Annotated in this window: 22 protein-coding genes and 2 tRNA genes; 16 read left to right on the forward strand and 8 right to left on the reverse strand. The window is 69.8% G+C overall.

Features of this window, described 5'->3' with window-relative positions:
• The first annotated feature begins 17 nt into the window (after positions 1–17).
• Positions 18–91, forward strand: a tRNA-Pro gene (locus AB0D27_RS25070).
• A gap of 97 nt (positions 92–188) precedes the next feature.
• On the opposite strand, the gene AB0D27_RS25075 is transcribed toward AB0D27_RS25070, so the two are convergent.
• Positions 189–317, reverse strand: a complete 129-nt coding sequence (locus AB0D27_RS25075; protein WP_362512789.1) for a hypothetical protein — start codon at positions 315–317, stop codon at positions 189–191.
• 711 nt (positions 318–1,028) lie between these two features.
• On the opposite strand from AB0D27_RS25075, the gene AB0D27_RS25080 reads away from it, so the two are divergent.
• From AB0D27_RS25080 to AB0D27_RS25095, 4 genes are all read left to right on the forward strand, one after another.
• Positions 1,029–1,970 (forward strand): ABC transporter ATP-binding protein, encoded by a 942-nt coding sequence (locus AB0D27_RS25080; RefSeq protein WP_362512791.1) that lies wholly within the window; start codon positions 1,029–1,031, stop codon positions 1,968–1,970.
• Entirely contained in the window at positions 1,967–3,340 is a 1,374-nt protein-coding gene (locus AB0D27_RS25085) for an ABC transporter permease (protein ID WP_362512793.1), read from the forward strand. Before AB0D27_RS25080 ends, AB0D27_RS25085 begins: the two co-directional genes overlap by 4 nt.
• 7 nt (positions 3,341–3,347) lie before the next feature.
• Positions 3,348–6,101, forward strand: a complete 2,754-nt coding sequence (locus tag AB0D27_RS25090) for an alkaline phosphatase family protein (RefSeq protein WP_362512796.1) — start codon at positions 3,348–3,350, stop codon at positions 6,099–6,101.
• Positions 6,102–6,315: 214 nt separating this feature from the next.
• Positions 6,316–6,702: a VOC family protein gene (locus tag AB0D27_RS25095; protein WP_362512799.1), complete on the forward strand. Its 387-nt coding sequence runs from the start codon at positions 6,316–6,318 to the stop codon at positions 6,700–6,702.
• Between the two features lie 134 nt (positions 6,703–6,836).
• On the opposite strand, the gene AB0D27_RS25100 is transcribed toward AB0D27_RS25095, so the two are convergent.
• On the reverse strand, positions 6,837–7,121 hold the full coding sequence (locus AB0D27_RS25100; protein WP_362512802.1) for a hypothetical protein: 285 nt from the start codon (positions 7,119–7,121) through the stop codon (positions 6,837–6,839).
• A 321-nt stretch (positions 7,122–7,442) separates the two neighbouring features.
• On the opposite strand from AB0D27_RS25100, the gene AB0D27_RS25105 reads away from it, so the two are divergent.
• On the forward strand, positions 7,443–8,246 hold the full coding sequence (locus AB0D27_RS25105; RefSeq protein ID WP_362512804.1) for a DUF427 domain-containing protein: 804 nt from the start codon (positions 7,443–7,445) through the stop codon (positions 8,244–8,246).
• A gap of 221 nt (positions 8,247–8,467) precedes the next feature.
• Positions 8,468–10,282 carry an ABC transporter ATP-binding protein gene (locus tag AB0D27_RS25110; RefSeq protein ID WP_362512807.1) on the forward strand — a complete coding sequence of 605 codons (1,815 nt, stop codon included), beginning with the start codon at positions 8,468–8,470 and terminating at the stop codon, positions 10,280–10,282.
• Positions 10,283–10,356: 74 nt separating this feature from the next.
• On the opposite strand, the gene AB0D27_RS25115 is transcribed toward AB0D27_RS25110, so the two are convergent.
• Positions 10,357–10,893, reverse strand: a complete 537-nt coding sequence (locus AB0D27_RS25115; protein WP_362512810.1) for an NUDIX hydrolase family protein — start codon at positions 10,891–10,893, stop codon at positions 10,357–10,359.
• 99 nt (positions 10,894–10,992) lie between these two features.
• Positions 10,993–12,099: a DUF2235 domain-containing protein gene (locus AB0D27_RS25120; protein WP_362512813.1), complete on the reverse strand. Its 1,107-nt coding sequence runs from the start codon at positions 12,097–12,099 to the stop codon at positions 10,993–10,995.
• Positions 12,100–12,225: 126 nt separating this feature from the next.
• Here AB0D27_RS25120 and AB0D27_RS25125 point away from each other — a divergent pair, with 126 nt between their 5' ends.
• From AB0D27_RS25125 to AB0D27_RS25155, 7 genes are all read left to right on the forward strand, one after another.
• A complete protein-coding gene (locus tag AB0D27_RS25125) occupies positions 12,226–13,398 on the forward strand; it encodes a caspase family protein (protein ID WP_362512815.1) in 1,173 nt (390 codons plus the stop codon).
• Positions 13,395–14,678, forward strand: a complete 1,284-nt coding sequence (locus tag AB0D27_RS25130) for a hypothetical protein (protein ID WP_362512818.1) — start codon at positions 13,395–13,397, stop codon at positions 14,676–14,678. The genes AB0D27_RS25125 and AB0D27_RS25130 overlap by 4 nt, the downstream gene beginning before the upstream one ends.
• Positions 14,679–14,700: 22 nt before the next feature.
• Entirely contained in the window at positions 14,701–15,741 is a 1,041-nt protein-coding gene (locus tag AB0D27_RS25135) for a hypothetical protein (RefSeq protein WP_362512821.1), read from the forward strand.
• A gap of 40 nt (positions 15,742–15,781) precedes the next feature.
• Positions 15,782–15,934, forward strand: coding sequence for a hypothetical protein (locus tag AB0D27_RS25140; protein ID WP_362512823.1), 153 nt, complete (start codon positions 15,782–15,784; stop codon positions 15,932–15,934).
• Positions 15,931–17,010 (forward strand): maleylacetate reductase, encoded by a 1,080-nt coding sequence (locus AB0D27_RS25145; protein ID WP_362512826.1) that lies wholly within the window; start codon positions 15,931–15,933, stop codon positions 17,008–17,010. The genes AB0D27_RS25140 and AB0D27_RS25145 overlap by 4 nt, the downstream gene beginning before the upstream one ends.
• 227 nt (positions 17,011–17,237) lie before the next feature.
• Positions 17,238–18,635, forward strand: a complete 1,398-nt coding sequence (locus tag AB0D27_RS25150) for a hypothetical protein (protein ID WP_362512903.1) — start codon at positions 17,238–17,240, stop codon at positions 18,633–18,635.
• A 144-nt stretch (positions 18,636–18,779) separates the two neighbouring features.
• Positions 18,780–19,547 (forward strand): NPP1 family protein, encoded by a 768-nt coding sequence (locus AB0D27_RS25155; protein WP_362512829.1) that lies wholly within the window; start codon positions 18,780–18,782, stop codon positions 19,545–19,547.
• A 48-nt stretch (positions 19,548–19,595) separates the two neighbouring features.
• Here AB0D27_RS25155 and AB0D27_RS25160 read toward each other — a convergent pair whose 3' ends face one another.
• Positions 19,596–20,483, reverse strand: coding sequence for an SDR family NAD(P)-dependent oxidoreductase (locus AB0D27_RS25160; RefSeq protein WP_362512832.1), 888 nt, complete (start codon positions 20,481–20,483; stop codon positions 19,596–19,598).
• Between the two features lie 71 nt (positions 20,484–20,554).
• On the opposite strand from AB0D27_RS25160, the gene AB0D27_RS25165 reads away from it, so the two are divergent.
• Complete coding sequence (locus tag AB0D27_RS25165; RefSeq protein ID WP_362512834.1) at positions 20,555–21,505, forward strand: LysR family transcriptional regulator; 951 nt, start codon at positions 20,555–20,557, stop codon at positions 21,503–21,505.
• Positions 21,506–21,584: 79 nt separating this feature from the next.
• Positions 21,585–21,658: transfer RNA gene (locus tag AB0D27_RS25170), tRNA-Pro, on the forward strand.
• 62 nt (positions 21,659–21,720) lie between these two features.
• Here the strand turns inward: AB0D27_RS25170 and AB0D27_RS25175 are convergent.
• The 3 genes from AB0D27_RS25175 to AB0D27_RS25185 all read right to left on the reverse strand — a co-directional run bounded on the left by AB0D27_RS25175 (position 21,721) and on the right by AB0D27_RS25185 (position 24,373).
• Complete coding sequence (locus tag AB0D27_RS25175; protein WP_362512837.1) at positions 21,721–22,554, reverse strand: PaaX family transcriptional regulator C-terminal domain-containing protein; 834 nt, start codon at positions 22,552–22,554, stop codon at positions 21,721–21,723.
• Positions 22,555–22,637: 83 nt separating this feature from the next.
• Complete coding sequence (locus AB0D27_RS25180) at positions 22,638–23,378, reverse strand: Asp/Glu racemase (protein ID WP_362512906.1); 741 nt, start codon at positions 23,376–23,378, stop codon at positions 22,638–22,640.
• Between the two features lie 89 nt (positions 23,379–23,467).
• On the reverse strand, positions 23,468–24,373 hold the full coding sequence (locus AB0D27_RS25185; protein ID WP_362512839.1) for a fumarylacetoacetate hydrolase family protein: 906 nt from the start codon (positions 24,371–24,373) through the stop codon (positions 23,468–23,470).
• Positions 24,374–24,420 lie beyond the last annotated feature (47 nt).

Here is a 24,420-nt window from a genome sequence, read left to right on the forward strand (position 1 = left end):
CACCTGCGTGAAGGCATCGGGACGTGGCGCAGCTTGGTAGCGCACTTGACTGGGGGTCAAGGGGTCGCAGGTTCAAATCCTGTCGTCCCGACGGTGCGAAGGGTCTTCGCAGGCGAGAGCCTGTGAGGGCCCTTTTCGTATGGGTTGTTTCCGATCTTCGAGGTTGAGCATGCCGCTCATCGGCACCTTTACTCGGAGGCGACGAAGATGCCGTTGCTGAACCTGGAGAAGATGACCGCGGGTCTCTCGAAGACCTGGTCGGGGTTCCTGCGCGACTGGGGCCGCTCCCGGCGATCGGGGAACTTCCCGGAGACCACTCGCTACAACTATCTGCTGGCGGCTGCCCGCCGGGACCGTGATACGGCGGACCGATGCGCTCTTCGACCTGCGAGCGCTGATCGCCGATCTTGACGAGGTCGACGCCGATTCCCGGGATGATCTCCAGCCGAGCGTCCGGCCAGGGACGGCAAGCCGTCGGGTGCAGCGCATGCCCCCTCGGGCGCGGTGGGACCACGAACGGGACCCGCGCCAACGACCCCTGCCGTACTGCCCCCTGCACTCGGCCTCTCCGACGAGGCCGGACGACGCTACTCCGACGCCGACACGCAGGCCGACACTCCGGGCATCCAACTAGATTTCGGGCAGCGACTGTTGCCCTTGCCGTCCGGCTGCGGGCCCGCCTGGGCGGTTCGGTCCCGCCTGGGCGGTGACACCGAGTGACCGTCCCCGCCCCGGTGACTGACTTCTCGTCAATCCGCTCGCCGCGCCCCTCCGTCCATGCGGCCGGGTTACTTCTCAGTCACCCCCCCCAGTAACGAACATCGTTCGCGATCGCAACGCCTACATTTGCTCCGGCACTTTTGATCAAGGAATCGCAAAATTCGCTGGTTGAAGCGTGGATGACTCCGGCCCGGCGGCGCCGTCGCGAATGCCAAGTCGTTTCATGTTCAATCAACATTCAACTCGCGATCCCTGTGAGCAACATGGCCAATCCCTATGGTCCTTGAGGCTCTTGAAGGAAGGGACCCATGGAACAACGCCTCGCAATACGGGCTCGCGGCATCACTAAGAGTTTCGGTGACGTCGTCGCGCTCAACGGCATCGACCTCGATGTGACGCAGGGGCATATCCACGGCCTGGTCGGACCGAACGGCGCCGGGAAGACGACCTTGCTCGGCCTTCTGCTGGGGCTCGCGGTTGCCGACGACGGTCGCCTCGAGGTCCTGGGTACACCGGTCGGGCGGGCACTCGACGCTCCCGACGGTGTCGCCGGCTTCGTGGACGGTCCCGCTCTCTACCCCTCACTCACCCCACGGCAGAACCTCGCCGCGCTGGCCGCACTCCGCGGCCACGACACGCGCACGGCGGGAATCGACGACGTACTCGCCGAGGTCGGCCTCACCGACGTCGCCGACGACCGCACCCGCGGCTTTTCCCTCGGCATGCGCCAGCGGCTCGGACTCGCCGCAGCCCTGCTGACCAAGCCCCGGCTGCTCGTGCTCGACGAACCCTCCAACGGCCTTGATCCGGCGGGCAAGAAGCACGTGCACGGTGTCCTCAACCGGCTCGCAGCCGACGGGACCGCCGTCGTCCTGTCGAGCCACAACATGGACGACCTCGAGGCGCTGTGCTCCGAGGTGACCATCGTCGCCACAGGACGCGTCGTCTTCTCCGGCCCGCTGAACAAGCTGGCCGCCGACAACCGTGAACTCGACTATCGGCTGCTCACCTCCGACCCGCAGGCCGCCCGCCGGGTGGCCGACGACGCGCCCGGGGTCCGGGTCGTCGACGACGCCGGGGTACGGCAGGACGCCGAACTGCTCGTCGTACGCGCCCTGGTGCCCGCCCTCGACGACCTCGTGGTGCGGCTCGTGGAGGAGGGCGTCGCGCTGCGCGAGCTCACTCCCGTGGTGTCGCCGCTCGAAGCCGCGTTCCTCGCCCTCACCGAGCAGCAGGAGGCCGGCCGATGACCGCGACCCTCATCCCGAGCCCGGAACAGGAACACGAGCCGGTGACCCGGGGCCGTCGTATCCCCGTCACCCGCGCCTGTCGCTTCGAGCTCGTCAAGCTCGTCTCCCAGTGGCGGATCCGCCTGTTGGCCCTCGCCTGCTGGATCGTTCCTGCTCTCTTCGTCGCCGGCGTGAGCCAGCAGAGCACGCTCCCCGTGGACACCCTCTTCGGGCGCTGGATGCACGCCTCCGGGTGGGCCGGGCCGCTGGTGATGCTCGGTTTCGCGGGGACCTGGGCGCTCCCGCTGCTGACCTCGGTCGTGGCCGGTGACGTGTTCGCCTCCGAGGACCGGCTCGGCACCTGGCGCCAGTTGCTCGTGGCGGTCCGCTCACCGCGGCGGATCTTCGTGGCGAAGGTGGTCGCCAGCCTCAGCGTCCTGCTGCTGCTCGTGGCCGGGCTTGCGGTCTCCAGCACGGTGGGCGGCCTCCTGGCGGTCGGCAACCAGCCTCTGGTCGGCCTCGACGGCCACCTCCTGGCACCGTCGGACGCCGCCGTTCAGGTCCTGCTCTCCTGGGTCTGCGTCCTCGCTCCGACCCTGGCGCTCGCCGCACTCGGCTTCCTCGGGTCGGTCACGCTGGGACGGTCCCCGATGGGGCTGCTGGTGCCCGTGCTCGTCGCGCTCGCGATGGCGGTCGCCCAGATGCTGCCGCTCCCCGTGGCCGTCCGGGTCGCCCTGCCCAGCTACGCCTTCATCTCCTGGAACGGGCTGTTCACCAGCCCGCAGCAGCTCGGCCCGCTGCTGATCGGCGTCGTCGTCAGCCTCGTGTGGGCCGTGGCCGCCACGGCGCTGGCCTATGTGCTCTTCGTACGGCGCGAATTCACCAACCTGAGCCACGACGGTTCGGGCCGCCGCGCCATCACCGTCGGAGTCCTGCCGCTCGTCGGGGTGGCCGCCGTGTCGTTCGCTGTCGTCGCCGCGACGACCTCGGCAACGGGCTCCGGGATCGAGCAGGACAAGGTGCAGCGTTCGGTGGCCACGGCGTTCGCGCACCTGTACCGCATGCAGACCGACGAACTCAACCGACCCGCCGTCACCGAGGCCCAGTTGAAGGCCACGGCGGCGTGCAGCAAGGGCCATGTCCAGGACCGCGCAGAGGGGCCGGGCAACGACTGGCGCTGCGTCGTCTCGTGGCATCTCCCCGGCGTCCAGACCACAGGTCAGGCCATCTACCAACTGGACGTCACCTCAGACGGGCGGTTCGTCGCCGATGGCGACGGACCGAAGGAAGTGAACGGCTACTTCCTGGTGCGGACCCCCAATGGGGACGCGCCGAACCCGATGTGGCAGTTCGACGGGAACGTCGAACTGCTCGACACCTCGAAGGGATAAGTTTTCCATGCACGTAATTCGGCAGCGCCAGGTCAGCCAGAAGGGCCAGTTCCACGTCCTCGGCAGACGAGTCGGGCGCCGGTCGCTCATGGTGACGGCGGGCATCGCGGTCGCCCTCGGCGTCACGGGCACGGCCGTAGCCTCCACGGCTCAGTTCGGCACCGAGCAGGTCGGCCAGGTCACCGCCAACGGCCGGGTCGTCTCCGACGACCAGCACCTCCAGCCCTACGGCGACAGCAGCGTCATCAACGACGGCAAGATCATGTCGTCCACCGTCAGCCCGGACGGCAAGCACTTGGCCGCCTCGGTCACCGACGGCGACGCCGCCCTGGTGATCATGGACCTCACCACCGGCAAGGTGGCGCAGAAGATCGGCACCAACGCGGCCGACAACCTGCGCATCAGCAGCAGCGCCGTGGGCCAGGAAGGCCCGACCTACTCGCCCGACGGCACGTCGCTGTGGCTGGGCCAGGCCACCGGTTACACCAAGTTCACCGTCAACGCCGACGGCACCCTGGCCAACCCGGTCGCCGTGAGCATCCCGACCGTGAGCGGCCAGCAGGCCCTGGTGGGCGCCGCGGTGTTCTCCGCCGACGGCTCCACCGTGTACGGCGCGGTCAACGGCCAGAACAAGGTCGTCGCCATCGACGCCGCCACCGGCACCGTCAAGGCAACCTGGACCACCGGCACCGCCCCGCGCGGCCTGGCCCTGGTCGGCGGCAAGCTGTATGTCTCCAACGAGGGCGGTCGCCCGGCCAAGGCCGGCGAGACCACCATCAACTCCTACGGCACCCAGGTCCCGGCGGACCGTGAGACCGGCGCCTCCACCACCGGCACGGTCAGCGTGATCAACACCGCCGACGCGTCCGCCGCCGTGGGCACCATCGATGTCGGTCTGCACCCGACCGCGGTGTACGCGAAGAACGGCGTGCTGTTCGTCACCAACACCTCCGACAACAGCGTCTCGGTCATCGACTCCACGAGCGACAAGGTCGTCCAGACCATCTCCACCCAGCCGTGGGCGGAGGCTTCGGTCGGCTACGAGCCCAACGCCGTCACCCTCACCGACGACGGCCGTCTGCTGGTGACGCTGGGCCGCGCCAACGCCGTCGCGGTCTACCGCTACTCCGGCCCGCAGCAGCCCGCCCGCTACGTCGGCCTGCTCCCGACGGACTACTTCCCGTCGGAGATCGCCAGCGTCGGTGGGAAGATCGTCGTCTCCAACACCCGTGGCATAGACGCCCGTCGCTCGACCACGGCCCGGCACGGCACCCACGACACCACGTCCAGCCTGACCACGTTCACCCTGCCGAGCGACGACGTCGTCAAGTCGTACACGCCCAAGGTGTTCCAGATGAACGGCTGGAGCGGCGACTCGCTCAAGCTGTCCGAGACCAACGCCAACGTGCCCGCGGTGCCGGTCCCGGCCCGGCTCGGCGACCCCTCGACGATCAAGCACGTCTTCCTGCTCGTCAAGGAGAACCGCACCTACGACCAGGTCTACGGCGACATCCCGCAGGGCAACGGCGACCCCTCGCTGACCACGTTCGGCGAGAACGTCACGCCCAACCAGCACGCGCTGGCCAAGCAGTTCGGCCTGTACGACAACTTCTACGACATGGCCACGAACTCCGCCGAGGGCCACAACTGGCTCACGCAGTCGGACGACCCGGAGTACACCGAGTCCTCCGCCGGTGAGTACACGCGCTCCTACGACACCGAGGACGATGTCCTCGGCCACCAGAAGACCGGCTTCATCTGGACCGGTGCGAAGGCGGCCGGGAAGTCCGTCAAGGACTACGGCGAGTTCCAGACGCTGGAGCAGAAGCCGTCGGGTTCGAACTGGCAGAACCTGTACTGCGACAGCAAGGACATGGCCGCGACCGGCTCGCCGTCCAAGTACCCGATCCAGACGGGTTCGGCGATCCCCTCGCTCAACGACGTCTCGGTGCAGGGCTTCCCGAAGTTCGACACCAGCGTGCCGGACGTCTACAAGGAGCAGGTCTGGGAGCAGGACTTCAAGAAGAACGGTCCTGCCAACCTGAACATGTTCTGGTACTCCAACGACCACACCGGTGGCCCGGCGAACTCCGCCGCCCAGGTCGCCGACAACGACCTCGCGGTCGGCCGCACGGTCGACGCGATCACGCACAGCAAGGACTGGAAGGACTCGGCGATCTTCATCGTCGAGGACGACTCCCAGGCCGGCCAGGACCACGTCGACGGCCACCGTGCGCCGATCCAGATCATCAGCCCGTACGCCAAGCACGGCGTCGTCGACAGCCACTACTACTCGCAAGTCACGATGATGCGCACCATCGAGCAGATCCTCGGGATCCACCCGATGAACCAGATGGACACCGCGGCCACCCCGATGTTCGGCGCGTTCACGAACAAGGCGGACAACACGCCGTTCACGGCCGTCCCCAACCGGACCTCGCTGACCCTCGGCGTGAACCCGGCGCCCACCTGCGGTACGGACACCCCGGCCCCGCAGAACCCGGCGGCGGCGGCCGCGCCCACGACGACCGCGGTCGCGGCGGCCCAGCAGCCGGTGGCGGACGAGTGGAAGAGCTGGGCCTCCAAGCAGCGTTTCACCGGCCCGAACGCCGTGCCGGACGCCGCCAACCCGGCCCAGATGGACCGCTACACCTGGTACCAGACCTTCAACTTCTCCAAGCCCTTCCCGGGTGACAAGAAGGTCTACGCGCCCAAGGACGTCCCCGGCGCCTTCCTCCCGTCCTCGGAGAACGACGGCTGACGCAGTAGGCCGGTCGGCATAGCCTGACCGTCGTCAGATGGCCCCTGGCCGGCATCCGCCGGTCAGGGGCCACTTGCGTTTTCCACAGGGGTGCGGGCTGTCCGTCGACATCGAAGTTGGGTGTAGCTGTTCTGCAGGGATGGGGCGCGAAGCGAGTGGGCGGCGACCTCTAAGGTGTGCATCGCGAAAGTCCAGTTATCGGCCCGGAGGCGCCATGCCCCTGCAGATGAAGTTGAGCGCGATAACACTCGATTGCCCTGATCCGCTGGCCCTGGCGGCGTTCTATCAGGAGGCCACTGGCCTTGAGCCACACCCGAAATCCGACGCCGACTTCGCCGGTCTGAACTGGGGGGATGGTCTCTTGATCGGCTTTCAGCGGGTCGACGATTACCGGGCTCCGAGCTGGCCCGAGCAGACCGTTCCCCAGCAGCTTCACATCTGCTTCAAGGTCGCGGAAGACCTGGACGTGGCCGAGGCCCGGCTGCTGGAACTGGGCGCGAGCAAGCCGGACCACCAGCCGCCGGACCATCAGCCGAATGAGGAGAAGTGGCGGGTCCTGATCGATCCGGCTGGGCACCCCTTCTGCGTGGTCAGAGAGTGATAGACGCCGACGAGTGCGTCGGCGACTGTGACATGTCTGCGGTGTCCTCCAGCAGAGTGCGAACCTGGCCGACCGCGTCGTAGACCACGTCTGGGCCGGCGCTGCCGGTGAGTCGCTTCACCGCGGAGCCGATCTCACCCGGCTCCCCGCCGAACGGCACGCAGCGCGCGATGACCGACGCCGCTGGGGTGCCCTGTTCCGGGGCGACCCGGTCGATTCCGATGACCCGGGGCTCCCCACACCCGGGCGATCTGCGCGACCGCGCTGCCAACGCCACCGCAGACGCCGAAGACGGCGATCGTCTCCCCCTTGTCCAGCTGAGCGGTCTCGACGGCGCCGACGACGAAGTTGACTCCGATAGCCGACGCCTCCGCGAAGTCGAGCCGCTCGGGTTTGCGGATCAGGGCGCCGGCGGGCACAGCGAGGAGTTCGGCATGCGATCCGTCGCGGGTGACCCCACGTCGCCGTCTGTTCCGCACCCTCAGCAGGCGCCCGGCCGCTGTGGCACGGGCGGACCCCGGGAAGGAAGGGATGATGGCACAGCGATTCGAGGTCAGTACCGCGCTGATCACGGGCGGGGGCACCGGCATCGGCCGGCAGTCCGCACACGCGGGTATCTGACGTTCGCCAGCGCGATCAGGTTCTCCGGCTTCGCCCCCCCGTGATCACCGGGTGGCACTGTGGATGCACCTGCGGGTGTTCGCCCGCCCCGAAGAGCGCCATCCGAAGGAGAGCGGGTCATGACCACCTTCCCCACCGCGCGCGCTGTAAGGACCACCCCGGAAGGCCTCCTGTGGGAGCCCAGCGAACGGTGGGTGCGCGGCCGCACGGGCGACACCACCGTTGTCGACAGCCGGCACCCCGTACTCGTCTGGGAGCCCGCCCTGCCCGTGCCGCAGTACGCCTTCCCGCGCGAGGAGGTCCGCGAGGACCTGCTCCGCCCGGCGAAGAACCCCCCGATGGGCGCGCACTCCGGATCGCGGATCTTCTACGACCTCGAAGTCGACGGCGAGCTGCTGGAGAACGCGGCCTGGACGTTCCCCGCCGACGACCTGGCCGGCCACATCGCTTTCGAGTGGTTCCGGCGCAGCGGCAAGGGCCTCGACCACTGGTACGAGGAGGAGGAAGAGATCTTCATCCACCCGCGCGACCCGCACAAGCGGGTGGACGCGATCCCGAGCAGCCGCCACGTCCGGGTCGAGATCGCCGGCACCGTCGTCGCGGACACCCGCCGTCCGGTGCTGCTCTTCGAGACCGGTCTGCCCGTGCGGTACTACATCCCGGGCGAGGACGTCCGGCTCGACCTGCTCGTCCCCACCGAGCACGGCACCGGGTGCCCGTACAAGGGCACCGCCGAGTACTGGTCGTGGCGGGACGGCGCCGGCGTTCCGCCGCATGTGGTCTGGAGCTACCCGGATCCGCTGCCCGCGGTGGGCGTGATCAAGGGCCTGCTCGCCTTCTACAACGAAGCGGTCGACATCACCGTGGACGGTGAACGCCTGGAGCGCCCCGTCACTCCGTTCACCAAGGCGCTCTCCACGTAACTGTCCGATCATTTCCGCCAGTTGCACGCCGTACGAGCCGGGGTCGTACGTGTGTACGGCGCGCCGCCGGCTGAGAAAAACGCTTGGACTCCGCGGGCGCCGTCGCGGGACACTGCGATTCCTGGCCTGCCCGTACTCGCACGTCAGTGTCATGGCGAGTTGCTGGGGGGCTCCGTCGTCGTGCCCCGCCCGTCGGAGGACGACCCGAGCACGGGGTGGGGATGGGATCGCCTGAATCGCGCGAGGTTCCGCCGGGCAGGGGCTCGGTGCTCCTCGCACTTCGGTACTACGGACGGGAGTTGGCCCGGCTCCGACGGCTGACGGCACCCGCGATGCTGCTGCCGGCGCTGGGCAACATCGGCATCAACTACATCGCGCCGCTGCTCGTCGCCAAGCTCGTCGGCCGAATCGCGGGTGACGCCGGTATCACCATCGGCTCGACGCTGCCCTACGTCCTCGGCTTCGCCGGAGTCCTGCTGCTCGCGGAGACGCTGTGGCGCGTCGGCCTGCACTACCTGAACCGCGTTGACGCCCTCGGCATCGAGCACCTGTACGTGATCGGAATGGACGAGCTGTTCGCCAAGGACGCCGCGTTCTTCCACGACAACTTCGCCGGGTCGCTGACCAAGCGGGTCCTGAGCTTCGCCTCCCGCTTCGAGGAGTTCGTCGACACACTGACGTTCCAGGTCGTGGGCAGCCTGGTACCGCTGGTGTTCGGGTCCGTAGTGCTGTGGCGCTACGAACCGCTGCTCGTGGTAGGGTTCTTGGCGATGATCGCATTGACGGCGCTGTGCGTGACGCCGCTCATCCGTCGCCGCCAGGCGCTCGTCGATCAGCGCGAGGAGGCCATCGCCCGGGTGTCGGGCAACGTCGCCGACAGCCTGATGAACATGGACACGGTCCGGGCGTTCGCGGCCGAAGAACACGAGGCCGCCGAGCACCGGTCGCGCGTCGCGGTGTCGCGGCGGCTCACCCTGCGGTCGTGGGACTACGGCAATCTGCGCATCGACACGCTGGTCGCGCCGTTGTCCGTGCTGACCAACGCGCTGGGCCTGCTGCTCGCGGTCGCGCTCGGCGGGGGCAGCCACGGCGTCGAGGCGGTCGTGGTCGCCTTCACGTACTACACCAACGCGACGCGGATCATGTTCGAGTTCAACCAGATCTACCGCCGCCTGGAGAGCTCGATGACGGAGGCCGCGCAGTTCACCGAACTGCTGCTGACGCCGCCGACCGTGCGCGACCCCGCGTCGCCGGAGCCACTGCTGCCTGGGTCCGCCGACGTCCGCTTCGAGCAGGTGACGTTCGCCCACGCGGGCGCGGAACCGCTCTTCGTGGGACTCGACCTGGCCGCGCCGAGCGGGGCGAAGATCGGTCTCGTCGGCCGGTCCGGCGGGGGCAAGACCACGCTCACCCGGCTTCTGCTGCGGATGACGGACATCGACGCCGGCCGGATCCTGATCGGCGGTCAGGACATCAGCAGACTGCGCCAGGCCGACCTGCGCAGCCTGCTCGCGTACGTGCCGCAGGACCCGGCGATGTTCCACCGCACGCTACGGGACAACATCGCGTTCGCCCGGCCGGACGCCACCGACGCCGAGATCCGCCGCGCGGCCGAGGCGGCGCACGTCACGGAGTTCGCCGACGCGCTGCCGGACGGCTTCGGCACCATGGTGGGTGAGCGCGGCGTCAAGCTGTCCGGCGGACAACGCCAGCGGGTCGCCCTCGCCAGGGCGATCCTGCGCGACGCGCCGATCCTGCTGCTCGACGAGGCGACGAGCGCCCTGGACTCCGAGAGCGAGCTCCTCGTCCAGGAGGCGCTGTGGCGGCTCATGGAGGGACGGACGGCGCTCGTGGTGGCGCACCGGCTGAGCACGGTCGCCACCATGGACCAGCTCGTCGTCCTCGACCGCGGACGGATCGTCGAGCAGGGCACGCACCAGGAGCTCCTCGCGTCGGACGGCGCCTACGCGAAGCTGTGGCAGCACCAGTCGGGCGGCTTCCTCGACGACAGCCCCGCCCGGGCCGACCTGCACTGAGCCCGAGCCCGATGCACGTGGCCCCACGCCTGCCGACCACCTCGTGACGCCGGACGGCCTTTCCACAGCCTCATTCAGGACAGGCAGCCGACGTGGGCGAGGGCCTGCTTGAGAAGGACGCCGTGCCCGCCCGGCATCTCGTCGACGACCATCGGCGACGAGGCCTCTTGTGGGCTGAACCAGACGAGGTCGAGGGCGTCCTGCCGAGGGCGGCAGTCGCCAGTCACCGGGACGATGTATGCCAGCGACACGGCGTGCTGGCGGGGATCGTGGAAGGGCGTGACCCCCAGCGTCGGGAAGTACTCGGCCACGGTGAAGGGCTGCAGGGAGGCCGGGACGCGGGGCAGGGCCACCGGGCCGAGGTCCTTCTCCAGATGGCGAAGCAGGGCGTCCCGGACCCGCTCGTGGTGCAGCACCCGGCCGGAGACGAGGGTGCGGCTGACCGTCCCGTCCGGACCGATGCGGAGCAGGAGCCCGATGTGGGTGACTTCGCCGTTGTCGTCGACGCGCACCGGCACCGCTTCGACGTACAGGATCGGCATGCGTGCGCGGGCCAGTTCCAGCTCGTCGCTGGACAGCCAGCCGGGCGTGGTTTCGGTCATGTCAGACATTGGTTGATCATACTTTCAGCGCGTGCCGCTGTGCGCGTGCCGTTGTCCGCGTGCCGCTGTGTGCGCCGCTGTCCGCGCCCCGCCTTGCGCCCCCCGCTCTCAGGTCCGAGCCGACGACTCCGCATTCGGCGCGGTCCGCAGGCCGTCGCCGTGAGCCGTGAGCCACTCGGTGTCCGACCAGACCGCCGAGGCCGGGATCCGCTCCGCGGCCTCCCGCTCCGGAGCCGTCTCCAGCCGCGCGCGGACACTCGAGTGCACATGGGCGCCGTGCGGAAGCCGGCGACGCCGGTAGGTGAGCAGGGCCCAGATCCAGCCTGTCCGGTGCACTGCCCCCAGGGCGTCCTCCGGGACCAGCGTCACCTCGCGGGCGTACGCGCCGCTCTTCAGCAGCAGTCCCTCGTCGAGGGCGCCGTCCACGATCCACTTCAGGGCGACGGTGGCGAGCCGGGGATCGTCGTCGAAGGTTCCGCCGACGTCGGAGTGGACTCCGGCGAACCACACCTGCTCGATCGAGGCGGGCGCGGGCCGCTTCAGGTCGCCGGCTGTGACGAGGTACTCGCGGTAGGGCCTGCGCTTCTCGTCGATGGACACGGCGTGCCGGACGCGGCCGACGTTCGGGACCTGACGAGTGTAGGGCCACCGCAGGTTCCAGCGCAGCACACCGGCCGCCTTCACGGAGTCCCAGAGGCCCAGGTAGGCGACGGAGATGCCGACGCGCCCCTCGACCGCGTTGCTGAACGCCCCGGCGAAATGGTGGAGTTGGTCCCAGTCGTCCCGGGTCCAGTCCTTGTTCTTCGCGTACACCGACACGGCGTAGGGCACGAGGTTCTCCATGCCGGGCCGCATCAGGCCGACCGCCTTGAGCATGCCGACCAGGGCGCGGGCCGTGTACGCGCCGCGGCTGAAACCGAAGATGTGGATACGGTCGCCGGGCTGGTAGTGCTCCATCAGATACGTGTACGCCTCGGCGAGGTTGGTCCGTATCCCGGAGCCGAAGGCGAGACCGAACAGTCTCGACAGCCGCCGGGCGATCGGTGTCCAGGCGCCCGCGGCGGAGAAGGTGCCGACGCCGGGGTCGTAGTAGGCGATCTGCCGGGCGGGGTCGGAGAGGTCCAGCATTTCGTAGAGCCGGACGACGTTCGTATTCCCTTTCGCCTTCAACTGATTGCCCGTGCCGTCCAGGCAGATGACGAGATTCTTGGCCATGTCGGGCCTCACGTTCACTGGTGTACCGGGACGCGGGCATACCAGGACACAACGGGTTTGTAGAAATATAATAAGGGAAATGCTGCTTGCGGGCAGTCTCCGGCACAGTCGGGTTCCGGAGGATCCATGGCCGGTTCCGTAGTTCACCTGGATGAGGACGCCGGCCTTCCGCGCACCCACGCACTGGTCATCGGCGTCGGCACGTACCCGCATCTCGCCGGTGGCGCGGCACCGGTGGCGGACTCCGACGGGATGCGGCAGCTCAGCTCGCCCCCGATCTCGGCCCGCGCCCTCGCGCATTGGCTGCTGTCCGAGTACACCGATCCGCAGCGGCCGCTCGGAAGTCTCGCCCTGCTGCTGAGCGAGGAGCCACCGGCACCGTTCGTGAACCCCCGCACGCACGCCGCGCACGATGTCGAGGTCGCCACCATCGACAACATCCTCACCGCGGTCACCCAGTGGAACGACCGCGGCGACAGCCACGTCGACAACCGCCTCGTCTTCTACTTCTGCGGACACGGAGTCTCGCAAGGTGACGACATGGCGCTGCTTGCCGCCGACATCTTCGCCGACCAGCACAACCCCCTCAACGGCGCACTGGACTTCGCCGGACTGATGAACGGACTCAAGCGGTGCAAGGCCAGCCAGCAGGTGTTCTTCGTCGACGCCTGCCGGTCCAACTCCGATGTCCTGATCGAGAGTTCGGGCACGCGCTTCGCCGGACAGACACCGCTCGGGGGCGGAACGCGTCCGCTCGATCTCCCCCGACGGTTCCACATCCCGTACTACGCGACCCTGGCCGGAGACCGCTCGCACGCACGGCCCGGACAGGTCAGCCTGTTCACCGAAGCGCTGCTCAAGAGCCTCGCCGGTGCGGCCAGCGACGACCCCGAGGGCGACTGGCGGGTCAACACCTCGCATCTCCTGGAAGCCATCGACCACTTCATGCACCAGCCCCAGTTCGCCGGAGCGGTCGCGGGCGTCCAGGTCCCCTCGGTCGGGGAACTGCCCGTGTTCGTCCTTCACCAGCTGCCCGGCCCACCCGTCGTTCCGGTGTACGTGGGCTGCGAGCGCGCGCAGGAGAACGCCGAAGCCGAGTTCGTCTGCCGCGAGGGCGGCCTCGAGCGGCTGCGCCGGCCGGCCGGCGCGGTCGACGACGCGGATCCACAGAGCGAGTGGGCCATCGAACTCCGCTTCGGGAACTACGACTTCGAGGCGCGAGTCGGCGACCACGACGTACGGACCAAGTCCGTCACCGTACGTCCGGTGTTCCGGCGCGTGCAGCTGGTGAAGCCATGACCGCCGTCCTGCGCGTGCGGATCGCGCTGAGCCTCACCGAGACCGACGTCTTGGGCGGAGCGAAGGTCGTCGGCAACATCTACCCGGCCGACGGCGGGGGCATCGCGCACCGCAACGTCCTCTTCCCCTGCGGCGCTTCGGCCGCCCCGGCGCGCTACGAGGTCGACCCCGGCCGCTATCTCGTCACCGCCACGCTGCCCTCCGGAGTCCTGCTCACCAAGGACGCCGAGGCGCGGGAAGGCGCCGACACGTCCGTGACGCTGCGTACGGCGCCCTCGCCGTACGAGTCGCACTCCTGGCAGTACCTGATGGGCAACATCGAGTCCTACGGGGCCTATCACGACGGCGAGGCGGTACCGGTGCCCCGCTCCAAGGGATCGAACTCCGGCGTGCGGGAGTGGGCCTCGGTCATCGAACCCGGCCATGCCGCCTGGATCGGCGAACCCAAGGCGACAAGCTGGCAGTTCGCGTCCATGCTCACACTCGCCGAGGAGCCCCCGCAGCGACCGGTCGTGTTCGACATCGCCCAGTCCGCGCCCCACTCCGTCCCCAGTCTCGCGCTGGGCGACGCGGCGGCGCGGCTCTACCGCTTCGGTCCGCACGGCCCGGTCGACGAGCACGGCGAGCCCACGCTCTGCGGGCCCACGGGCCCACGCCAGTTCCTGGTCGTCTCGCTGGCCGGCAGTGAATACGTCGTCACTCTCCCGGCGCCCTGGGGCAGCGCGCAGATCGAGGTTCTCGTCAACGAACGGCAGAGCCCCACCGGCAGCGCCGCCTCGGTGACCGTGCGCGACAGCAGGGTGGGACCCGCCCTGGGCTACATGGTCCGAGGCGCCTTTGACTCGGCCGCGACCCTCGTCAAGGACGCGGAGAGCATGCTCTACGACAAGATGACCAACCCGCTCGCGGCGGTGGCGGGCGCGTACGTCCTGGTCGGCAGCGAGCTGAGCGAGCGGCGGCGCCGCTGGGACCCGTGGCTGTCCCGGCTACGGCAGGACTTCCACTGGATGAGCGACGGATCCCTGCTGTGGGCCATGCGCCAGCTGCGCCGCGCGCACACCGAAGCGGAGCGGGAAGGGGCGCGCGACGCGCTCGTCGAGGCCTTCGACCGCGGGGTCCCGGTCTTCACCCTCGGCCTGAGCCGCCTCATCCACGGGCTCTCCGAGTTCCCCGACGACCCGGAGTGCTCGGACCGGCTCGACCAGGCCCGACGGCTGTCCTGGCGCGTCGACATGCGCGAGCCGTTCGTGATCGTCGCGCTGCACGGGAGGCCGCGATGACCGGTCCGCTTGGGAGGCTCCCATGATCAGGTTCACCATGATGCCCGGCGAGGACGGCGACTGCCTGCTCCTGGAGTACGGCGACGACACCTTCGTACGCCGGATCCTCGTCGACGGCGGCCGCTCGGGCACGTATCCGCGCATCAAGCCCACGCTCGCCGGGCTCGACGGACTGGTCGACCTCCTGGTGGTCACCCATGTCGACCAGGACCACATCCTCGGGGTGCTCGCCCTGATGGACGACGCCGACAGATCGGTGGAGTTCGGGGACGTGTGGTTCAACGGCTTCGACCAGCTCCTCGACGCCGAGGGGTTCGGCGCGGTGGACGGCGAGAAGCTCACCAGCGCCCTGCTGGCGCAGAAGGTGCCGTGGAACGACGCGTTCGGCGGCCGCGGCGTCGAAGTCGGGCGGGAGCTGGCCTGGTTCGAGGACGGTTCCACGATGGAGGTGCTCTCGCCCGATCGAGGGCAACTCGAGCGGCTCGCCCCGGTCTGGAGCGAGGAGTGCGCCAAGAACGGACTGCTCCCGGGCCGGGACCCCGACGAAGTCCCGCCGGTGGAGGGGTTCGAGCACTTCGGGACCCCGAACGTCGAGCAGCTCGCCGCGTCGCCGTTCAAGCCGGACACCTCGAAGACCAACCTCACCAGCATCGGACTGCTCTTCGAGTTCGAGGACAGGCGCGTCGTCCTCACCGGCGACGCGGACGACCGCCGGCTCGTTGCCTCGATACGGCCCCGGGCCGAGGCGGCGGGCGGGCGGCTGCACCTCGACGTCCTGAAGGTCGCCCACCACGGCAGCGACCACAACCTCTCGAACGAGCTGCTCGACCTCATCGACTGCGACCGCTATCTGATATCCACCAGCGGCGCGCGGCACGACCACCCCAACGAGATCGCCGTCGCCCGGATCCTCGAGCACGGCGGCGCCCGGAAGGAGATCGTCTTCAACTACCGTGATCGCGCGGCGACATGGGACGTCGGCGCCCTCAAGAAACGCTTCGGCTATACGGTGACGGCGCCGGCGTCGGAAGCGGCCGACGGATTCGTCAGTTTCGAACTGTGAGTCGCCGACGGAGCATGGCCTCCGTCACCAGGAGAGTGGCATGACCACGGAAATCACGACCGACATCACTGGCGCTGTCGTCGACAGCCTCCAGGACACGGCGGATCTCCGGCCGCGCGAGCCGGCACGGCAGTTGGGGGCCGCCCATCCCTTCCGGCACGCCCGTTTCGACCATGTACTGGAGCCGCCATGAGCACCCCGCTCGACTTCTCGTACGAGACCCGGCCCGTGCGCGTTGTCTTCCGGCCCGGAGGCGCGGTGTCCGCGACGCCGGGGGAGGCGGCGCGGCTGGGTCTGCGCAGGCTGCTGGTGGTGTGCGGCAGCCGGGGCGAGGCCATCGCGCGGCTCGTCGCGGACGCGCTCGGTGACGCATGCGTCGGGCTGCATGCCGGGGCTCGGATGCATGTGCCGGTGGAGGTCGTCGGCCGGGCGGTCGAGGTGGCGCGTGCGGCGGGCGCCGACGGCTGTGTGGCGGTGGGCGGCGGTTCGGCGATCGGGCTGGGCAAGGCGATCGCGTTGCGCACCGGCCTGCCGCTGATGGCGGTCCCGTCGACCTATTCCGGCTCGGAGATGACGCCGGTGTGGGGGCTGACCGAGCACGGTGTGAAACGTACCGGCCGTGATCCCGTCGTCCAGCCCCGCAGCGTGGTCTACGACGCCGAGCTGACCCTCGCGCTCCCGGTCCCGCTCTCGGTGACGAGCGGTGTCAACGCGCTCGCGCACGCGGCCGAGGCCCTCTACGCGCCGGATGCCTCGCCTCTCGTCTCGCTGATGGCGGAGGAGGGTGTACAGGCGATGGCCGGGGCCCTTCCCCTGGTGGCCGCCGCCCCCGACAGTCTCGAGGCGCGCAGCCGTGCGCTCTATGGCGCCTGGTTGTGCGGTGCCTGCCTGGGCGCGACGACCATGGGTCTGCATCACAAGCTGTGCCATGTGCTGGGCGGCACCTTCGGCCTGCCGCACGCCGAGACCCACACGGTGGTCCTGCCCTACGTCCTCGCCTACAACGCGTCCGCCGCCCCCGACGCGATCACCGCCCTGTCCCGCGCACTGGACACCCACGACGTCCCCCGCGCCCTCCGAGAGCTGGCCGGGGGCCTCGGCGCTCCGCGCTCCCTCGCCGAACTCGGCCTGAAGGAACCGGACTTGACGGTCGCGACCGCGCAGACCGTTGCTGACTCGTATGCCAATCCCCGCGAGATCACCGCGAACGGCGTACTGGGCCTGCTGACAGCGGCGTACGAGGGCTGGGAACCCCGGAGCGACGCCTGAGCCGCTGCTCCGACGTAGCGTCAGGTGCACTGTCTCGCAAGGGAGTTGGAGCGGAACATCGTATGCGGGCGTGGCGTAGATCACCCTGGAAGTGTGCGCAATCCTGAAGCGGGGATTCACAGGTTCATGACAGGCTCGCCTCTGGTTACCCACCGGTAATCCCCTGTCACCCCCCACCCCCCTCAGGACTGATCTTGCGTATCCGCAAGCGGCCCTTGCGTGCCGTCATGCCCGCGCTCGCCGCATCCGCCCTGCTCCTCGTCGCCGGTTGCTCGGCGGATCCCGGGGCGCACTCCTCCTCCCCTGAACGTGCCCAGGCGGCCGAAGCCTCCGCCACCCCCGACACCGGTCGACCACTCGCCGTCGCCGCCGCCCCCGAGGCGGCAGCCACCTCGACCGCCGTCGCCCGGCCCGGTGCGACAGGAGGCAAAGCCCGCAAGACCGCCCTCAAGGTGAAGTCGTACGACAGCCGTACTCGACGGGCCGTCATATCACCCGCCGGCCACGGAACTCCGGACTCCGCGGCGCCGTCCCCGACCGCCGGCAAAACGGCGAGACCGCACCGCACCGCCGTCGGCGATGTCATCGCCAGCGCCCCCGCGCCCGGCGCCCCCGGCGGACTCCTCGCCAAGGTCACCGAGGTGATCGGCGCGAGCGGTGACGGTACCGAGGTGCAGACCGCCCCGACGACGCTGGACGCGCTGCTCGGCGACGGCGACGCGAAGGGCACCGTGCCCGTCGACCCCGCGTCCTTCGACGTCGAACGGCTGCTGCCCGACGTGAAGGTCTCGTGGGCGAAGACCGGGGACATCCATTCCGGACCCGAGGGCAACAAGGTCCCGCTCGGCAGCCTGCGCGTCGACGTGGCGGCGAAGGTCGGCACGGCCCAGGGAGCGCCGGCCTCGGCGTCGGCGGCCGTGTACGGCTTCGTCCAGGTCGCGCCCGAAGTCGACTTCTCCTACGGCGGACACTCCGCCGGCTCGGGGCCGGGAGCGGCCTCCCTCGGTGTCTCCGGTGACTGGACCTCGCGGTGGGCGGTCAAGGGGCGCGCCGCCGCCTCCGCCGAGCCCGTGCGGGTGCCGTTCGCGAAGCTGCACGCCGATCCCGTACTGCAGGTCGGCCCGATTCCCGTCGTGGTGAACCTCGATCTGACCTGCTACTTCCAGATCGGCGCCGACGGAAACGTCACCGTCGACATCCAGCAGGACCTCAAGGGCGACTTCACAGCCGGCGGCACCTTCGGACCCGCCAAGGGCTGGACGCCGGTCAACGAGTCGCACATGACCAGCACTCCGGTACGCACCTCCGTCAGCACGGCGGGGAGCGTGCGGGCGTCCCTCGGTGCGGAGGCCACCGTCGGTCTCTACGGCACGGTCGGCGTCACCGCCGACCTGGCCCCGTATCTCCGCGGCGAGGCAGCGGGTTCGGCCGACACCACATCCGCCACCGGCCCCACCGCGAAGGCCGGTGTCGGCGCGGCGGGCGTCTGGGCCGTCTACGGCGGTGTCGACCTGACCGGCACCCTGCGCGTCCAACTGTCCGTCTTCGGCACGCCCGTTCTCCAACACAGCGTCCCGCTCGGCACGTTGCACCGGGAGTGGAAGCTCGCCGACGGCAAGGCGTAGCGAGCCATGCGACGTTGATCCTTCATCACGCGGACACCTCAAGGCGCTGGCGATTTTCGCCACGGCCCGGAAAGCTGAGCTGGGCATGCCAAACGACCGCCTGGTCTGCCCCGCCCCCACGCCGCGGTCGATCAGGAGGACGCAGTGAAGAGAAGCTCGCGGATCCGCAAGGTCTCGTTCATCCTCGGCAGCGCCGTCGCGCTGGTCGTCGCCTTTCCCGGCAGCGCCCTCGCCGACCCGCCGAAGGCCTTGCCCGCGAACGCGGACGGACTGGAGCAGACGTTCCAGCCGGCCTACGACTACGACACGGACGGCTGCTACCCGACTCCCGCCATCGGCCCCGACGGCACCATCAACGGCGGCCTCAAGCCGTCCGGGGCCCTCAACGGCCAGTGCCACGACTCCTGGGACCTCGACAACACCAACGGCTACTCGCGGGAGAAGTGCAACAACGGCTGGTGCGCCATCATGTACGGCCTGTACTTCGAGAAGGACCAGGCCGTCGCCGGCAGCGGCCTCGGCGGGCACCGCAACGACTGGGAGCACGTCGTGGTGTGGGTGCAGGACAACGAGGCCAAGTACGTGTCCACTTCGGCCCACGGCAACTTCAACGTCTACGGCCGTGACTCGATCCGCTGGGACGGCACACACCCCAAGGTCGTCTACCACAAGGACGGCATCAGCACGCACTGCTTCCGCCCGGCCAACTCCAACGACGAACCCCCGGAGAACCACCACCACGCCTGGCAGTTCCCGAGCCTGGTCGGCTGGAACGGCTACCCCGCAGGTCTGCGCGACAAGTTGAGCGCGTACGACTTCGGCAGTGCCGTCTTCGGCCTCAAGGACGGCAACTTCAACTACCACCTGGAGAAGGCCAAGCCGGCCGGCATCGCGTTCGACCCCAACGCCTGACCGAGGGGCCGCCGGGTGGGTGGCGCGTGAGCCGCCACCCACCCCCGGCTATCCGCCGAGGAGTTGATCCCGCTGCCGCGGCGGCTTCCCGTCGTACCAGGGCACGACCGCCCCGAACCGGACGAGTTCGCCGTACGCCGCCGGCTCGACCTTTTCGCGCAGCAGCAGGTCGAGCACGGCGCCCGCGGCCTGCGCCGGGCTCTGTGCCCCGCTGAAGTCCTCGAACCACGGCCGCGACAGCGCAGTGTCGACGAGCCCCGGGCAGACCGCCGCGACCAGTGTGTTCCGGGCCAGGTCGGTGTCGTGGCGCTGGGCCGCCACCGCCCGCACCGCGGCGACCTGGGCCACCTTGGACGGCACGTTGATCCAGCGGGGCCAGCCGGACTCCTCCGCCGTACCGGCGTGCACGGCCGCGCGCCAGGACTCGACCGCCGCCTCGACCTGTTCGAGCGAGACGCCGTCGAACAGGGGGTGGAGGCGAGCGTCCAGATGACCGAGCGTGCCCAGGGAGCTGGCCACGACGATCAGCCGTCCACCGGGACGCAAGTCCGGCCCGAACGAGCGCAGCACCGCGTGCGCGCCGCCGTTGGCGACATCGATGAACTCGTCGGCCTGCTCCGCCTGGGACCGTTCCGGGGTGAGCATGGCGCTCGCGTTGGACACCACGATGTCCACCCCGCCGTACCGCGTGCCGAGTTCGCCGGCCAGCCGTCGCGCGGCCGCCGCGTCGGTGACGTCGAGCACGCGGCCCTCCACCCGACTTCTGGTGTCCGGGGCTTGGTTGACGCGGGAGACGGCGTCCGTGACCCGCCCGGCGTTGCGTCCCGTGAGCAGGACCAGGTCGTCGGGCTCCATCCGGGCGGCGAGCCCTTCGACGAGCGCGAAGCCGAGGCCCTGATTGGCGCCGGTGACAAGAGCGATGCGTGCGACAGTCATGACCACCACGCTAGAAACACCCCAGCCATGCGTCCAACGAAAGCTGCTCACCTCTGGTATGCGTAAACATCATGGACTTCACCGACGTCTCCCTGGTCGCCCTGCGCGTCTTCCGCGAGGTGGCCGAGCGGGGCACGCTCACCTCCGCGGCCGGGGCGCTGGGCTACACCCAGTCCGCGGTGTCCCGCCAGATCGCCTCCCTCGAACGGGCCGCGCGGGCACCACTGTTGGAGCGGCGCCGGGACGGGGTTCGGCTGACCGCCGCCGGACATGTCGTGCTGCGCCGGGCCGTGACGGTGCTCGACCAGATCGACGCGACCGCGCGGGAACTCGCGGGGCTGCCCGCCGAGGCCGGGACCGTCCGGCTGGGCTGGTTCGCCAGCGCGGGCGCCGTGCTGCTGCCCCGGGCCATCGCCGCGCTGCGCCGTACCCACCCGGCGATCACGGTCAGCACCCGGGAGGGCAGCACACCCGCCCTGGTCCGGTCGCTGCGCGCCGGCACCCTGGACCTGGCCGTCCTCGCCTCCGCGCCGCCGTTTCGCCCCTTTGACACGGAGTCGCCCCCACTGACCTTGCGGACACTCGGCGAACGCACCCTGCGGCTCGCGGTGCCCGCCACCCATCCGCTCGCCGCGAGCGACTCCGTCGACATCGCCGACCTGCGCGGACAGCGCTGGATCGCGGGACCCCCGTCAGGCGAGGAGAAGCTGATGGGCGTCTGGCCCGGCCTGGACGAACGCCCCCTGATCGCGCACACCGCCCGCGACTGGCTGGCCAAGCTGAACCTCGTCGCCGCCGGCTGCGGCCTGACCACCGTCCCCGCCGCACTCGCCCCCGCCGCACCACCCGGCGTACGGATCCTGGCCGTGCACGGCGGCCCCGACGAGCGGCGCCGTCTCGTCCTGGCCCGCCTCCCACGCCCCCTGCCGGAACCGGCCGCCCGCCTGGCCGACGCACTCCGCACAGCGGCGGCCGAACTGACCAGCCCGGGCCAGCCGCTCCGTCGTACGACCGGCCGGTGACCGCCCGTGCGAGGCCATCACCTCACGTGCGGTAGGGTTTACCTGCACGATCACGCGGGACAGCCCGGGTGAGACGCACCGGGACGTGGCGCAGCTTGGTAGCGCACTTGACTGGGGGTCAAGGGGTCGCAGGTTCAAATCCTGTCGTCCCGACGGTGCGAAGGGTCTTCGCAGGTGACAACCTGCGGGGGCCCTTTTCCGTATGGGTCGGCGGTTTAGGGAGCCTTCGTCTCCAGCCCGGTAACGGTCTGGACGTGCCGGAGGCCCGGCTCGGCGAGTACCGCGTGCAGCTGCTGGAACACCTGGCGCGCGGCGACGGCGTTCCAGTCCGACGGGAGCAGCTCGGACGGGAGTCCGGGGTCGAGGTACGGCAGGCGGCGCCACTGAGTGAGCATCGGGACGTAGTGGCGGAATGCCTCGGCGTCGTCGATGTCGGTCTGCCGGCCGAGGCGCCCGGCGACAGGTCCGTAGGTGTCGGTGAAGTCGGCGTACTGCTCCTCGATCGCCGGGAAGTCCCACCAGGAGCTGACGGAGGCGCGCAGATCACTGAACGCGGCGTAGTCCGAGGTGAAGAGGTGGACGTAGTCGCCGAGTCCGAGGCGGACGAGGGTGCCGCGGGCGTCGTCCAGCAGGCGGCGGGGCGCCAGCCACACGCCCGGGGAGATGTTGCCGAACCCCAGCCATGTCAGCCGGGTGCGCAACTGGTACCGGTGGGCGCGCTCCGACTCGGGAACGGAGAAGACCGCCATCACCCAGCCGTCGGCCAGGTCGGCGGGCTCCAGGCTGCCGAAGATACGCCGGTCGCCCTCGTCGAACACCGGGTGCACGGCGAGGCTGAGCCGGTAGCCGGTGGCGGCCCGCCGCTCCGGTTCGAGGACGCCGCGCTTCTTGAGCCGGGAGATCGCCGAGCGCACCGCCGGACCGTCCACGCCCAGCTCCGACATCAGCGCGATCAGGTCGGCGACGGCGATCCAGCCGTCGAGACGCCTCAGGAAGGCCCCGTAGACCGTACTGATCAACGAGCTGGGCCTGATGGAGCTGTCCGCCATGATCGCCTTCCGCTGTGTGCGGGGGCGATCCTACCGACCTGCCCCACCGCGAGTTCGGGGCGGGGCAGGACGATCGTCCCCGGTCAACCTTGGCTCGCCTCCTGCTGAGGCAGCGGCGTCTCGGCGTAATCGCCGGACAGCAGGTGGCCCGCTCCGGGAGCGACGGCCGGAAGACCGAGGGCGCGCAGCATCTGATGGGCGGTGCAGACCGCTGCGGAGACGACGGGCTTGCCGAGGAGTTGTTCCGCCTCCTCGATGGCGCCCAGGGACGGCATCTGGACGCAGGCGGAGAGGACGACGGCATCGGCGTCGGCGTGGGCCAGGGTGCGGGCGATTCCGGGCAGCTCGGCGGGGTCGTGCGCGGCGACGTCGAGGTTGCCCGGGATCTCCAGTGCCGCGTAGTCGAGTACCTCGATCCCCTCATGGGTGAGGTAGTCCACGACCGTCTTCGTGAGCGGGCGCATATAGGGGGCGACCAGGGCGATCTTCTTGGCACCGAGGGTGTGCAGTCCGTGGACCAAGGCTCCGGCGCTGGTGACGACGGGCGCCGGAGCGCCGTTCTCCGCGGTGCGCGCGTGCAGGCGCTCCTCGGACGTGCGGTGGTAGCCCAGGCCCATGCTCATGATGGCCACCAGACAGGCGTACCCGAGTACGTCCACGTGCGCGTCGGACAGCTCCACGGCGCACCGGTCGGAGTCGGCGTCCATCGCCTTCAACTGCTCGGGCGTCACATGGGTCATGCGCATGCGGCTGGAGTGGAAGGTGAAGCGTTCCGGCGCGAGGGCCTGGCGTGCGCGCAGGATGGCCGGCACCTCGGTCTCCATCGTGACATTGGAGCTGGGCACGATCTGGCCGATTCGGTACGTGGGGTGGGACACAGGGCGCTCCAGAACTCGTGGTGGGGCGGGTGCGGTCAACGGGCGTCGAGGACGGGGTTGGTGAGGGTGCCGATGCCCTCGACGGTCGCTTCGACGGTGTCGCCCGGAGCGAGGAACTCCGGGGGGACCATGCCCGCCCCGACGCCCGAGGGGGACCCCGTGGCGATGACATCGCCGGGTTCGAGCGTGACGCCCGAGGAGATGTCGGCGATGAGCCGGGCGATGGGGAAGAGCATGTGGCGGGTGTTCGACTTCTGCTTGGTCACGCCGTTGACGCGGAGGGAGAGATCGAGCGCCATGGGGTCGGGAACGTCGTCCTTGGTGACGACGGCCGGCCCGAAGGGGGCGTAGGAGTCCTGTCCCTTGGAGAAGAACCACTGCCCGGAGCGGCGCTGGTCGCGAGCGCTGATGTCGTTGATGATGCTGTAGCCGAAGATGTGGTCGAAGGCGTCGTCCTCGCTGACGCGGAAGGCGGACTTGCCGATGACGACGGCGAGTTCGCATTCCCAGTCGAGTTGGGTCGTCAGGTCGGCGTTGTGCAGGATCGGCTGTCCCGGACCGGTGACGGCGGTGGCGGGCTTGCTGAAGAGCACCGGACGCGGGGGCAGTTCCTTGTCGGTGTCGAGGCTGCGACTGGACTCCTCGACGTGCTCGACGTAGTTCAGGCCGACGCCGATGATCTTTCCGGGGCGCAGTGGGGCGTGGAGAGAGACCTCCGCCAGTGGACGGACGGCTTCGGACGGCCAGCCGGTAGGTCCTTCGGCCAGCAGACGCCGGGCGGTTTCGAGGGCCGTGGCGCCGGCGTCGATGAAGGACCGCAGATCATGGGGCAGTTGGGTGCCATGGTGTGCGGCCAGCGCGGCGAGATCGATCACACCGTCGTCGATCTGGGCGCCCAGTCGGGCGGGCGCGTTGTTGTGGTGGAAGGTGACGAGTCGCATGGGAGGTTCCTCGGGGCAGGAGAGAATGATGTGCAACGGAGTGGGTG

Origin of the sequence: Streptomyces sp. NPDC048415 (assembly GCF_040651675.1) — a bacterium.
Taxonomy (GTDB): Bacteria; Actinomycetota; Actinomycetes; order Streptomycetales; family Streptomycetaceae; genus Streptomyces.